The 12940-nt window shown below is 71.2% G+C and carries 12 protein-coding genes and 1 pseudogene; 3 read left to right on the forward strand and 10 right to left on the reverse strand.

Annotated elements, in window-relative coordinates; translation table 11 throughout:
- Window positions 1-183 precede the first annotated feature (183 nt).
- Together AB0L59_RS31180 and AB0L59_RS31185 are read right to left on the reverse strand one after the other, a co-directional pair.
- On the reverse strand, window positions 184-1632 hold the full coding sequence (locus tag AB0L59_RS31180; protein ID WP_365589975.1) for an alkaline phosphatase PhoX: 1449 nt from the start codon (window positions 1630-1632) through the stop codon (window positions 184-186).
- A gap of 162 nt (window positions 1633-1794) precedes the next feature.
- On the reverse strand, window positions 1795-3222 hold the full coding sequence (locus AB0L59_RS31185) for a hypothetical protein (RefSeq protein ID WP_365589976.1): 1428 nt from the start codon (window positions 3220-3222) through the stop codon (window positions 1795-1797).
- Between the two features lie 266 nt (window positions 3223-3488).
- On the opposite strand from AB0L59_RS31185, the gene AB0L59_RS31190 reads away from it, so the two are divergent.
- Window positions 3489-5315, forward strand: a complete 1827-nt coding sequence (locus AB0L59_RS31190; RefSeq protein WP_365589977.1) for an endonuclease/exonuclease/phosphatase family protein — start codon at window positions 3489-3491, stop codon at window positions 5313-5315.
- A gap of 7 nt (window positions 5316-5322) precedes the next feature.
- On the opposite strand, the gene AB0L59_RS31195 is transcribed toward AB0L59_RS31190, so the two are convergent.
- The 6 genes from AB0L59_RS31195 to AB0L59_RS31220 form a co-directional block, all read right to left on the reverse strand.
- Window positions 5323-6060, reverse strand: a complete 738-nt coding sequence (locus tag AB0L59_RS31195; RefSeq protein WP_365589978.1) for an SRPBCC domain-containing protein — start codon at window positions 6058-6060, stop codon at window positions 5323-5325.
- A gap of 14 nt (window positions 6061-6074) precedes the next feature.
- Window positions 6075-6686, reverse strand: coding sequence for a winged helix-turn-helix domain-containing protein (locus AB0L59_RS31200; protein ID WP_365589979.1), 612 nt, complete (start codon window positions 6684-6686; stop codon window positions 6075-6077).
- A 131-nt stretch (window positions 6687-6817) separates the two neighbouring features.
- Window positions 6818-7345 carry a DUF3618 domain-containing protein gene (locus AB0L59_RS31205; protein ID WP_365589980.1) on the reverse strand — a complete coding sequence of 176 codons (528 nt, stop codon included), beginning with the start codon at window positions 7343-7345 and terminating at the stop codon, window positions 6818-6820.
- On the reverse strand, window positions 7342-7761 hold the full coding sequence (locus AB0L59_RS31210) for a phage holin family protein (RefSeq protein WP_365589981.1): 420 nt from the start codon (window positions 7759-7761) through the stop codon (window positions 7342-7344). Before AB0L59_RS31210 ends, AB0L59_RS31205 begins: the two co-directional genes overlap by 4 nt.
- A gap of 61 nt (window positions 7762-7822) precedes the next feature.
- Window positions 7823-8518, reverse strand: a complete 696-nt coding sequence (locus AB0L59_RS31215) for a hypothetical protein (protein ID WP_365589982.1) — start codon at window positions 8516-8518, stop codon at window positions 7823-7825.
- Window positions 8515-8655, reverse strand: coding sequence for a hypothetical protein (locus tag AB0L59_RS31220; protein ID WP_365589983.1), 141 nt, complete (start codon window positions 8653-8655; stop codon window positions 8515-8517). Before AB0L59_RS31220 ends, AB0L59_RS31215 begins: the two co-directional genes overlap by 4 nt.
- A 167-nt stretch (window positions 8656-8822) precedes the next feature.
- Between AB0L59_RS31220 and dapA the strand changes: the two genes are divergently transcribed.
- On the forward strand, window positions 8823-9725 hold the full coding sequence (gene dapA / locus AB0L59_RS31225; RefSeq protein WP_365589984.1) for a 4-hydroxy-tetrahydrodipicolinate synthase: 903 nt from the start codon (window positions 8823-8825) through the stop codon (window positions 9723-9725).
- Between the two features lie 259 nt (window positions 9726-9984).
- Here dapA and AB0L59_RS31230 read toward each other — a convergent pair.
- A pseudogene (locus AB0L59_RS31230) lies at window positions 9985-10179 on the reverse strand (hypothetical protein); the annotation flags it as partial.
- A gap of 96 nt (window positions 10180-10275) precedes the next feature.
- On the opposite strand from AB0L59_RS31230, the gene AB0L59_RS31235 reads away from it, so the two are divergent.
- Complete coding sequence (locus tag AB0L59_RS31235; protein ID WP_365589985.1) at window positions 10276-10656, forward strand: hypothetical protein; 381 nt, start codon at window positions 10276-10278, stop codon at window positions 10654-10656.
- Window positions 10657-10731: 75 nt separating this feature from the next.
- Here AB0L59_RS31235 and AB0L59_RS31240 read toward each other — a convergent pair whose 3' ends face one another.
- On the reverse strand, window positions 10732-12702 hold the full coding sequence (locus tag AB0L59_RS31240; RefSeq protein WP_365589986.1) for a SpoIIE family protein phosphatase: 1971 nt from the start codon (window positions 12700-12702) through the stop codon (window positions 10732-10734).
- Window positions 12703-12940: the final 238 nt, after the last annotated feature.

Genomic DNA, 12940 nt, shown 5'->3' on the forward strand with positions numbered 1-12940 from the left:
GCTGCCTGCGCACCGGACACCCGCCATGAGCTGCGCCTCCCGAGATCAAGTCGGCTGCGGTTGTGTTTCATTCCAGGAAAGGGAAGTAACCGCTGCCATCGCACCGGGAGGTGCGTGACGTTGTGATCTCACTGTAGGAGGCGCAGCTCCGGACGGGCGAGCGAATTACGACCGCTTCCGTCGTTACCGCTTCTGCCGCTTCCACGGCCCGGTGATGGCGAGCATGATGCCGGGCGTCTGGATGTTGGCGAACAGGGTCCTGCCGTCGGGCGAGAAGGTGACGCCGGTGAACTCGCTGTACTCCGGCTCCGCTTCGGTGCCGATGTTCATTTCGTTGCGGGCGATCGGATAGGTGCGGCCGCTCTCGGTGGCGCCGAACAGGTGCTGGACGCCCTCGCCGTCCTCGGCGATGACCAGGCCGCCGTACGGGGAGACGGTGATGTTGTCCGGGCCGTCGAAGGCGCCGTCCTTCGCCGGGTCCGGGTTGACGCCCAGCAGCACCTTCAGGGTGAGGGTGCGGCGCTTGGGGTCGTAGAACCAGACCTGCCCGTCGTGCTGGACCGGGCTCTCCGCACGGGCGTAGGAGGAGACGATGTAGGCGCCGCCGTCGCCCCACCACATGCCCTCCAGCTTGCGGGCGCGAGTGATCTGGCCGTCGGTGAACTGCTTCCGGGTGGAGACCGTCTTGGCGTCACGGTCGGGGACGTCCACCCAGTCGACGCCGTAGACCGTGCCGATCTTCGCGGCGCGGGACAGGTCGTCCACGAACTTGCCGCCGGAGTCGAAGCACTTGAAGGCCTGCAGCCGGCCCGCGTCGTCGGCGAGGGTGCGGAGCTTGCCCCGGCCGTGGACGAAGCCCTCCGGCGGGGTCCAGCGGTAGAGCAGGCCGTTGGGGCCGGCGGCGTCCTCGGTGAGGTAGAGGTGGCCGCGCCTGGGGTCGACGACGACGGCCTCGTGGGCGTAGCGGCCGAGGGCCTTGATCGGCTTGGGGTCGCGGTTGGCCCGGCGGTCCTCGGGGTCGACCTCGAAGACGTAGCCGTGGTCCTTGGTGAAACCGTATCTGCCGGCCTTGTCCTCGGTCTCCTCGCACGTCAGCCAGGTGCCCCACGGAGTGCTGCCGCCCGCGCAGTTGGTGGCGGTGCCGGCGATGCCCACCCACTCGGCGACCTCGCCACCGCGGCGGACCTCGACGACGGTGCAGCCACCGGCCGCCGCGGGATCGTAGACCAGGCCCTCGGTGAGCGGGACCGGGTGCGGCCACTGGGCGCGGGCGCCGGCCAGCTCGTGGTTGTTGACGAGGAGGGTGGTGTCGCGGGGGCCTTCGAAGGTGGCGGTGCCGTCGTGGTTGGACGGCGTGAACTCGCCGGACTCCAGCCTGGTCCTGCCGCTGTAGGTGATGATCTGGTAGGTGAAGCCCGCAGGCAGGGCGAGGATGCCGTTCGGGTCGGGGGTCAACGGGCCGTAGCCCACGCCGTGGTGGCCACCGTGCGCCGACTCCGCCTCGGCGCTCTCGATGTCCGTCGCGGCGAGGGCGTTCGGCGCGGTGGCGAGCGCGCCGACGCTGCCCGCCAGGGCGACCCCGGCACCGGTGATCGCGGATTTTCTGGCGAAGTCCCTGCGGGTGAGCGACATGGTGTGTCTCCTGAGACGGTGGGAGTGCCGTGGAGGGTGGCGGACCTCGGTTCGGCGCACACGCTCCCGCCACACCTTGAACAGGAGTTGAACACCGGGCTACTTCAGTAGCCTTTATTCAAGAACCCGTATGCACTGACCCATGGCTGACCCAAGAGAGCGTCAACCCGCCTGCTGGGAGCGGGCCTTGAAGGCGGCCTTCCGGGCCTCCTTCGCCACCCTCTTGTCCGGGTGCAGCCGCCCCATCGCCTCCAGCACGTCCGCCGTGGCCGGGTGCTCCACCCGCCACGCGGTCGCGAAGAACCCGCTGTGCTGAGCGGCCAGCCCCTCCACCAGCGCCTGAAGCTCCTCGGAGTTGCCCTCGGCGGCCAGCTGCGCGGCCACCGTGTCGATGGTCAGCCAGAACACCAGCTCCTCGGACGGCGCCGGCACCCCGGCGGCACCGCGCTCACTGAGCCACACACGGGCCAGGCCGCCCAGTTCAGGGTCGTCCAGCACCTCCCGCAGCGCCGGCTCGGCCTCCGCTCCGACCAGGGACAGGGCCTGCTGACAGCGCAGCCTCCGCACCGGCGCCCCCGCGTCCACGCCCCGTGCCGCCGCCAGCAGCTCCCGGGCGGCGGCGAGCGGTTCCCGCCGGTCGAGCCACTGCTCGGTCTCGGCGCGCGCGGCCGCCTGCCCGAACCGGGCCGTTGCGTCGAGCAGCGCGTCCGCCCCCTTGTCGGCGAGCTCGCCGACGGCCGGCGCCTCGAAGCCGGCCTCCAGCAGCCGCGCCCGCAGCCCGTACACCCCGAGCGGGGTGAGCCGGACCATGCCGTACCGGGAGACGTCGGTGTCGTCCAGGGACGCGGCGGGCTCCTCGTCGGCGTCGGCCATGACGGCCTCGTCCACCGGCTGGTACTCCACGAGCCCGACCGGTTCCAGGGTCCGGAACTGGTCGTCGAGCCGCATCATCGCGTCGGAGACCTGCTCCAGGACGTCGTTGGTGGGCTCGCCCATGTCATCGGGAACGATCATGGACGCGGCGAGCGCGGGCAGCGGGACGGGCCCGTCGCCGGGAACGTCCTCACTCACGGTCAGCAGGTACAGATTCCCGAGGACGCCGTCGAGGAACGCCGCCTCGGCCTCCGGGTCCCAGTCGAGTGACGAGAAATCGATCTCGGCGCCCTCGTCCAGGCCGTCGACCAGATCGTCCAGATCGGGCACGCTCGCGTCCGCGACGACGGTCTCCAGCACGGAGAGCCACACGGCGAGCACCTCGGCCGGGGAGCCCCCGGTGAGCTGGTTCAGCTCCTCGCCCGCCCGGACGGTCCCGGCCTCCTCGTCCACGATCTCGACCAGTCCGGCGTCCAGGGCGACCCGCCAGGCCTCGCTCGCGTACGCGGCGGCGTCGTCGCCGCTCAGACCGAGCAGTTCGGCGGCGGCCGGAAGCTGTTCCTCGGCCAGTCCTCCGCCGGCGTCCACGCGGGTGTCGGGTCCGGCCCAGCGGGCGAGGCGGGCGGCGCGGGAGAGCAGCGGAGTGGACAGCGCGGCGCGTGCCAGCTCCGCTTCGTGGTGCAGCCGTACGGGCGGCAGGGGGGCGCTGTCTGGCATCGGCTGGTTCTCCTCGGACCGTGAATCGGGCTCAGCCGCTCAGCCTAGACGGATTTCCACCCATGCCGCCCGGTTCATCTCCCCGCCGGCCGCCGTACATGGCCGAAACCTTGACAACTCCCGTGCCCAGGCTGGAGATTGACGCGCGTAGAAGTTGGGGGGACAACTGTTCACTCGGCTCTACGCGTGTCACGGAGGGCTACGACCCCCACACGCTCCCGTACCACCCTCGTCCCGGCGCTCAGTCATGTCCCCGGAGGGATCCCTTGCCGAGCAGGTCCACCGCGCGTCTCGCCGCGCTCACCGTCGCCGCCGTCTGCAGCGCGGCGTCCGCCGTCGTCCTCACCTCCCCCGCGCACGCCGACGCGGTGCGCATCCACGACATCCAGGGCACGACCCGGATATCCCCGTTCGCCGGGCAGAAGGTGGCGGACGTACCCGGCATCGTCACGGCCACGCGCACGTACGGCTCCTCCAGAGGTTTCTGGATCCAGGACCCGAACCCCGACGACAACCCGGCCACCAGCGAGGGCGTCTTCGTCTTCACCGGCTCCACGCCGAAGGTCGCGGTCGGCGACTCGGTGACGGTGACCGGCACCGTCTCCGAGTACGTGCCGGGCGGCGCCTCGTCCGGCAACCAGTCGCTGACGGAGATCACCAAGCCGACGATCACCACGGTCTCCACCGGCAACGCGGTCCCCGCGCCGGTCGTGATCGACGAGGACTCGGTGCCGGACGAGTACGCCCCCCAGGGCGACGCCGCCGCCGGCGGTTCGATCAACGGCCTGACCCTCGACCCGTCGAAGTACGCCCTGGACTACTACGAGTCCCTGGAGGGCATGAACGTCCAGGTCGAGGACACCCGCGTGGTCACCGCCACCGACCCCTACAGCGAGCTGTGGGTGACGGTGAAGCCCTGGGAGCACCGCAACCGCCGCGGCGGCACGGTCTACGGCTCCTACGACTCCCAGAACACCGGCCGGCTGCAGATCCAGTCGCTGGGCTCGACCGCCGACTTCCCGAAGGCGAACGTCGGCGACACGCTGGAGGGCGCCACCATCGGCCCGCTGGACTTCAACCAGTACGGCGGCTACACCCTCGTCGCGAGCAGGCTCGGCACGCTGAAGAGCGGCGGCCTGGAGCGCGAGACCACGCGGAAGCAGTCGAGCCGTGAGCTGGCGGTGGCGACCTACAACGTCGAGAACCTCGACCCTTCGGACCACACGTTCGACCAGCACGCCGCCGCGATCGTGAACAACCTGCAGTCGCCGGACATCGTGTCCCTGGAGGAGATCCAGGACAACAACGGCGCCACGGACGACGGCACGGTCGACGCGAGCCAGACCGTGAACAAGCTGATCGACGCGATCGTCGCGGCGGGCGGCCCCAAGTACGACTGGCGCTCCATCAACCCGGTCAACGACCAGGACGGCGGCGAGCCGGGCGGCAACATCCGCCAGGTGTTCCTGTTCAACCCGGAGCGGGTGTCCTTCGTGGACCGCGCGGGCGGCGACTCCACCACCGCGGTCGGTGTCACCAAGGAGCACGGCAAGGCGGAGCTGACGGCCTCCCCGGGCCGGATCGACCCGGGGAACGCGGCCTGGAAGGACAGCCGCAAGCCGCTGGTCGGCCAGTTCGTCTTCCGCGGCAAGACGGTCTTCGTGATCGCCAACCACCTGATCTCCAAGGGTGGCGACCAGCCGCTGACCGCGCAGTACCAGCCGGTGACACGCAGCTCGGAGATCCAGCGCCACGCGCAGGCGACCGAGGTGAACGCGTTCGTCAAGGACATCCTGAAGGTCCAGAACAACGCGAACGTCATCGCGCTCGGCGACATGAACGACTTCGAGTTCTCCGACACCGCGAAAATCCTCGAGGGCGACGGCGAGCTGTGGTCGGCGATCAAGTCGCTGCCGAAGAGCGAGCGTTACACCTACGACTACCAGGGCAACGAGCAGGTCCTGGACCAGATCCTGATCAGCCCGGCGATCCGGCGCGGCTGCGACTTCGAGTACGACAGCGTGCACATCAACTCGGAGTTCAACGACCAGATCAGCGACCACGACCCGCAGGTACTGCGCTTTCGCCCCTGACGTCGGCTCAGGACTGGCTGAACACCCCGTTCAGCCAGTCCTGCCAGGCGGCCTCGTTCGCCTCGGCATCGGCGTCCGGCGCGAAGTCGTGGACGCTGATGCCGAGCGGGGCGCCCCAGTGGCCGCGTCCGAAGAAACGGATCAGGGCGCTGTCGGTGCGCAGCCCGATGAAATAGGGGTTCCGGTAGTCGAGCACGGCGTCCAGCGTCCGCCCGCCGGGTCCCTGGGCGGCGACCTTCGCACCCGCGGCGGCGTCGTCCCCCAGGCCGAGGGCGTGGCCGACGGCCGCGAGCGCCTGCGGGGTCCCCGAGGCCGCGGGCCCGTTCAGCTGGGCGAAGGCGACCGGGCGGGGCGCGAAGTGCGTCAGGTACTCGCGCAGGGTGTGCAGATAGAAGTTGGTGTGCTTGCTCGCGCCGTCGTACTGGTTGTTCCAGTCGTCGGTGAAGATGCCGCTGTGCACATAGCGCACCCAGGCCCGGCGGCCCTCGTCGCGGGACTCGATGGTGTAGTCGAGCTGGTTCAGGGACTGGGTCGGAAAGCCGACGTCCTCGCTGCGGCTGGTGTAGCGGTGGGGCGGGTCCCAGGCGGTGACGGTGGACCCGAACGGCCCCGAGCCGCCGACCCGGGGCTCGGGCGGCTCCATCGGCCACAGATAGCCACCGGTGCCGGTGGTGACGGCCTCCCAGACCTTCTCCGGCGGGACGTCGACCTCGAACTCGCGGACGATCTCGAATTCCTGGGACATGGCGGGGCTCTTTCTCACTGGTCCAGTGCGGGGACGGGCTGGTGGTCCTTGACCGTGGGATGGAGGGCGACGACGATCCGGTGGTCACGGCCGTCCTCGGCGTCGGGGGCGTCGTACTTGCGGACCAGCGCGCTCACGCCCGCCGTCAGCTCCTGGACGAAGGCCGCGCGGTCGGCGGCGGAGGCGAAGCGGACCTGGCCGTCCAGGGCATAGGTCGCCAGCCGTTGACGGGCCCTGGTGGCGCCGGTGATCAGCGCGCCGACGTCGCGCACCAGGCGAGCGCCGAGCGCCAGCAGCCAGCGCGCGGAGAGCTGGTCCCGGAAGCGGTCCGGGTCGGGCTGTACGGCAGACAGGGCAGCCGGCGAGATGACGTACGACGCCGCCGTGGCGCGCATCAGCCGCTCGGTGACATTGCCCTTGCGGCGCTCTCCGGCCAGCTCTACCAGGCCGTGCCGCTCCAGCGCCTTGAGGTGGTAGTTCACCTTCTGACGGGGCAGGCCGACCTTTCCGGCCAGCATCGCCGCCGAGGCGGGGCCGACGGCCAGCTCGGCGAGCAGTCGGGCCCTTGTGGGGTCCAGCGACACCGCTGCCGCCTCGGGATCCTCGATCACGGTCACATCCAGCATGCGTCCACCCTCTCACCGAAAATTTTCCTCGTCCAGACGGGTCGAGTTTTCGGTGAGAGGGTGGGTGAGCCGGCCGGCCGAGCCGCGGCCGTGCGGCGCCCGGCGAAGTCCCTGCCGCGCCGGGCCGGCGGTCAGTGGTGGCGCTGCCGGCGCCAGGCGATGGCGGCCGTCACCGCAGCCGCGCCCAGCACGCCCACGGCGAGGACCGGTCCCGGATGGCGCATGCCCGCGCGCAGCGCGCCGCGCACCGGCTGGGGGACGGCGCCCTGGGCGGTGTGGTGGCCCGGGTGACCGGCCCGTTGCTGGACGGCGTGCCCCATCTGCGCGGCCCGACCCTGCACGGCGTGCCCGGCTTCGGCCGCCCGGCCCTGCATCGCGTGACCGGCCTGCGCGGCCCGGCCCTGCATCGCGTGACCGGCCCTGGCCGCCCTGTCCTGCACGTCATGGCCGGCCTGGGCGGCGCTCGCGCGCAGCTGTACGGTCATGGCGCCGGCCTTGTCCATCAGGTCGGCGGCCCGGACCCGGGCCCGGCCCTTCACGTCGGCCTTGCCGACCAGCTGGGCGACGGTGTCGCCGAGCTGGTGCCTGGTGTGCTCGATCTGCTGCCGCAGCTCGTCGGGGCCCTTGGCGCCCGAGCCGTGCGGGATCCTGTGCTTCATCGGTGTGCCCTTTCCCTGATCTCGTCGACGTCCGCCCTGACGCTGCCGAGCGCCTCCTCGGGGGCGGGCGGCGCCGCACGGCGCAGCTGGGCGCGTCCCGTCGCGGCCAGGACCGCGGCGACGGCGAACAGCACACCGGCGACGATCAGCGCCGCCGCCCACACCGGCAGCACCGAACAGAGGGCGGCGGTGGCCGCAGCGGCCAGAGCCATCAGCCCGACGTACCCGACGGCGCCCGCGGCGCCCAGCAGGCCGCCGCCACGTCCGGCGCGCCGTCCCTTCTCGGCCAACTCCTCCTTGGCCAGGGCGACTTCCTGCCGCAACAGCAAGGAGAGCTGTTCGGCGGCCCGGCCGACGAGTTCACCCGTGGAGGGGTGCCCGTCGGCCGCGGGCCGTGCCTGCGGGGTCACGGTCACGATGTTCCGCCTCCTTCCTGTACGGAACATCCGGGTACCCGGGCCGAAGACCGTCAGTCCGTCAGCCCGGCTGCGATCCCCCGTTCCCCCGCTCGCCGAGCCGTGCGAGTTGGCTCTGGAACCAGTCGAGACGCGCCTGCAACAGCGCTGCCTCCGCGACGAGTTCGGGCACGCCCAGGTCCGCGCCGGCCGCCAATCCGGGGGACGGGGGTGCCGTACCGCCGTCCCGCGCCACCACCCGCAGCCCCTCTCCGGCCAGCCGGGCGAAACCGGCGAGCGAGACGCCCGTACGGCCGCGCAGACAGCCGGCACAGACGGGGGCGAGGGCCTTCCAGCCGGGCCTGCCCCAGCCGGCGTCGGAGAGCGCGGCGGCGGTGGCGCCGCAGGCACACGGGCCGACGGTGGCTGTGCGCACCCGCTGCCGTGCGTAACGGAAGCCGCGCTCGAAGCGGATGTAGGCGCCGAGCACCGAGACCTCCAGCAGGAGGGCCGCGCGGTGTTCCGCGGTGCACAGCATGGCCTCGGCGGCCGCGCGGTCGTGGACGCAGTGGAAACCGCAGTCGCACAGCCGCGCGGGCGAGCGGTGCCGGCGCCCGTAGACGCAGGAGGCGTCGTCGAGCACGGCGTACGGCAGCGCGCCGCCGAGCGACACACCGGTGAACCCGGCCCGGGTACCGTCGTGCGACAGCACCGGGTGGGCGATCTTGTATCCGGTCGGCGGCTCCGTCGGGCGTTCCGCCGGGAGCCGGAGCCTCATCGGGCGGCCGGGACCTCTTCGCGGGCCGGCTCGGCCGGTTCGGTGCGGGCGGTCTCCTCGGGCAGCGGGAGCTCCTCATCGCGGACGAGCGGCCGCTCCTCGGCGACTCCGGTGGCCAGTGCCTTGCCGAGCTTCATGGTGCCTCCCATGACGGACGTCGGTGACCCTCCGGCCATAGTGACCCATGAGGGGCCGAGTTGGACACAGCGCCTTCGGTCGCCCCCCACACTCATCAGCAAAGCTTAGCAATACCTCGAAGAAGAATTAAGTAGAGCTTCATCGATGGGGTGCCGAGACTACTCGTATGACGACCGCACGCACCACCGCCCGGCCCTTCGGCCGCACTCTCTGCGCGATGATCACGCCGTTCACCGAGGAGGGCGCCCTCGATCCGGACGGCGCCCGCAAGCTGGCCACGTGGCTGGTGGCCGAGGGCTGCGACGGCCTCGTGCTGAACGGGACCACGGGCGAATCGCCCACCACCACGGACGCGGAGAAGGCGGAGCTGATCGCGGCGGTCCGCGAGGCGGTCGGCGACGGGGTGTCCCTGGTCGCGGGCGTGGGCACGGCCGACACCCGGCACACCGTCGAACTGGCCCTCGCGGCCGAGAAGGCGGGCGCCGACGGCGTGCTGGTGGTGACGCCGTACTACAGCAGGCCGCCGCAGGAGGCGGTGGAGGCGCACTTCCGCGCGGTCGCCGACGCGAGCGGGCTGCCCGTGATGCTCTACGACATCCCGGGCCGCACCGGCACCCGGATCGAGCCGGAGACGATGATCCGCCTCGCCGCGCACCCGCGGATCGTCGCCGTCAAGGACTGCTCCTACGACCTCCTCGGCACCCTGAAGGTGCTGGCGCACACGGACCTGGCGTACTACGCGGGGTGCGACGAGCACGTACTGGCGCTGTACGCCGTCGGCGCGGCGGGCTGTGTGAGCACGGTCGCGAACGCCGTCCCCGGCCGGATCTCCGCGATCCTCGACACCTTCGACGCGGGCGAAACCGCCCGGGCGACCGAACTCCAGCTGCGGGTGACGCCGTTGATCGAGGCGATGATGGGCGCGGGCCTGCCCGGCACGGTGACCGCCAAGGCGCTGCTCGCCCGGCTCGGCCTGCCCGCGGGCCCGGTGCGCGCACCGCTGCTGCCCGCCGGCCGGGACACGGCCGACGGGCTGCTGGCACGGCACGGGGAACTCCTGGCGGTCTGACCAGCGGTCGGCGAACACCGGCTGCCGTCCCGCCGGCACGTCCGGGTCCCCTTATGAAGTCGTGGCTGCGCCCCTGAGCGGCGTGCCGCACCAGCGCCCTTCCGCGCCGTGGTGGGCCGCCGGAAGGGCACTCCGGGGTGACCGGCACCGGCAACCGCCGTCCGTTGGAGGGCAGTCGCCGGCCGTGGCCGGTGGTGATCAGTTGTGGCCCGGCCTCCAGGTCGGAGGTGGTGGATCCCGAACCGGCCGCCGCCGCTGAGCCCGTCTCCGGGTCGGTGACGGCGAGGATCTCGACCTCGTCGTTCACGGCGAACATGACGTCCACGACCGTCAGCTTCGCGCCGGTGTCGGCGTCGGCGGCGATCTCGCCGGTACCACGGTCGCGAACCTTGGGCCGGCGGTTCCTGGCGACCGTCACGGTCGCGGCGGAGGTGTCCACGGGGATCTGACGCATCGTCTCGTCTCCTGAAGAGTTGAGCCTCTGACCGACGTCCCGTCGGTGAGATCAGGAGACCGCGCGCAGGGGCAGGTCCGCGAGGAAGGACACGTCATGGCGAACGAACGTCTGCGCGCGGCGATTTCGGCGAAGGGCGAGACGATCCAGTCCGTCGTCGAACACGGCGGAGTGGACCCCAAGAGCGTCGAGCGCTGGATCACCACCAGCCGAACGCCTCACCGGGGACACCCCTGGAAGGCCGCGAGCTTCCTCGGGGCCGACGAGGTCTGTCTCTGGCCGTCAGCCGAGGAGCAGGCCGAGAAGGCGAGCGCGTCCGGTTCGTACAGTGGCGCGCTCCACCTTGACGTCCTGAACCACGCCGGCTCCACCACGGTGTGCGGGTCGAAGGCGGACGGGATGGGAGCTGGGGAAGGTGATGGGTTGAGGAGGTGTGGAAGGTGCGGGCGGGGGAAGCGTGGGTCAGCCATCGCGTAGGCGCCTGCGGAACGGCTGGAGCCGGATGAGCGCGAGGGGTGGTCTTGCAACGAGGTCGTGAGGACGTGGGCGCCGTCATGTGCGTCGGATGACCAGCACGGCCACGTCGTCGAGGTGGTCCAGCGCGACCGCGGCGTCGAGGATGCGGTCGGCGGTCTCCTCGGCGTTCAGTCCGTCGTGGAGGGCCCCGCCGGCCAGTGTTCCGGCTCGTTCCAGTCCGGCTTCCAACGTGAGGTTCGGTCCTTCGACCACGCCGTCGGTGAGCATGACCAGCGCGCTGTCCTCGTCCAGGGTGAAGGTCTCCTCGCGGTACTCGGTGTCGGGCACGACCCCCAGGACCGGTCCGCCCGCCAGTTCGTGGATGCCGTGGCTGCCGTCCTTGCGCGCGCACAGCACCGGCACGTGGCCGGCGCTGGCGCCGGTGACCTGTCCGTCGCGCGGGTCGATGTGCAGCATGGTGCAGGTCGCGAATCGTTCCGCGTCCATCGTGACGAGCAGCTCGTTGGTGCGCGTCAACACGGTTGCGGGATCCGGTTCGTGGGCGGCGATCCCACGCATGGAGGCGCGTACCTGTCCCATGGCCGCGGCGGCGTCCACGTCGTGCCCCTGGACGTCGCCGATCTCCAGGGCGACCGCACCGTCGGGCATGACGAAGGCGTCGTACCAGTCTCCGCCGATGTCCAGCCCGTCGCGGCTCGGCCGGTAGCGGGCGGCGACCTCCAGGCCCGCGAGGTGCTCGGGCAGGGTGGGGAGCATGGTCTTCTGCAGCGCCGTGGCCAGCTCGACTCGTGCGTGTTGCGACCTGATGCGTCTCAGTGCCTGGCCTGCCAGGTCGGCCAGAGTACCCACGAGGGTCCGCTCGTCCAGGGACGGCCGGTGCCCGCTGCGGTAGGTCACCAGCCATGCCCCGAGCGGTTGATTGCCGGCCTCGATGAGCGGCACGATCGAGACGGCGTAGTCGGAGCCGAGTCGGCCCAGCCACGGAAATTCGACCCCGTGTGGCCAGCGGCGGATGTAGTCCGTCCGGTCGGGGATGAAGTAGGACTTGCCGGTGCGGATCGCCTCGGGCAGCGGGCTGGGATGGACCAGCGGCATGCCGTGCAGAGCGTCGACCTCGCACATGCCTATCCCGGCATCGGTGGAGACGCGCAGGCGACCTTCGTCGACGAGTGCGAGCAAAGCGCCGCTGGCGCCGAAGGTCGCGGCGAGCCGGGTCAGGACGACCTGCTGCAGCTCCTGCTCCGTGGCCGCAGTGATCAAGGCGGAGGAGAAGTCGGCGATGTCTCTGGCGCGCTGTCGCTCGGCAGTCAGTGCGGCCTGTGCCTTCTTCTTGCGCTTCTCCTGCTTGGTGTCGTCGCGGACCAGCCCGAAGATCCGCTCGGGGCCGCCATATCCCAACTGGATCCGACGGGTCTGGGTGGCCAGTTGGTGCCAGCCCTCGTGCTGCGGGAGGTACCGCAACCTTACCCAGGGGGACTGCTGGGTGGAGGCCGAGCGCAGAAGCTGCCGCAAGGCCTCCCGGTCGTCAGGGTGCACTGCCGACATCACTCTGGAGAGCGGCGTAGTGGGATCCGGGAAGAGCGCGGCCACGGCGGGTGCGCCACCGAGCCACTCCAGCTGGTGGTCGCGGGGTGAATACATCCACAGGCCGAGGTGGGCGGCCGCGGTGGCCATCCGGAACGGGATCAGTAGGCTGGCCAGGTCGTTTCGCGCATCCAGTGCGTGCACCCAGACCAACGGCTCATCACCGGCGGGATCCTTCACTTGCCGCGCCTCGATCAAGCCGGCAATGGGTGCTCCGCCTCGCCCGGGGAAGTCCAGCACCCGCATCGCGACCGTCTTGGTCCTGACGGCGGCCACCACGAGACTCTCGGCCGACGTCCGCTGGCTCGCGGGCCACAGATCACGGAAGTCACGTCCCAGGCACTGCTCCGCCGGCCTGCCCAGTGCGGTGGCCATCGCAGCGTTGAGGCTGCGGATGGCACCGTCCAGCGTCACAAGAGCCGCCGGGTCAGCCCCTCGAAGGAGTTCGTCCGAGGCGTCCATCTGTGACCCCCTGGAACATGCCCAAAACAGCCTCTTCCACCATAATCGCGCATTTCGCCGCGGCGTTTTGGCGAAGGGCGTGTTTGACCGCCGTATTGAGTGACGACGGCAGGGAACTCGCGGGAAACGGTGGACGGCCGGCCGTGAAGGGGCTCGATGGGGTCACCCTGCCCTTGGTCCTCGCCGCACCCGTGCCGCCGGCGCCGATGATCCGGCCTTCTTCGTCGCGCTTCCCCTC

It is taken from the genome of Streptomyces sp. NPDC052109, from assembly GCF_040680195.1.
Taxonomy (GTDB): Bacteria; Actinomycetota; Actinomycetes; order Streptomycetales; family Streptomycetaceae; genus Streptomyces.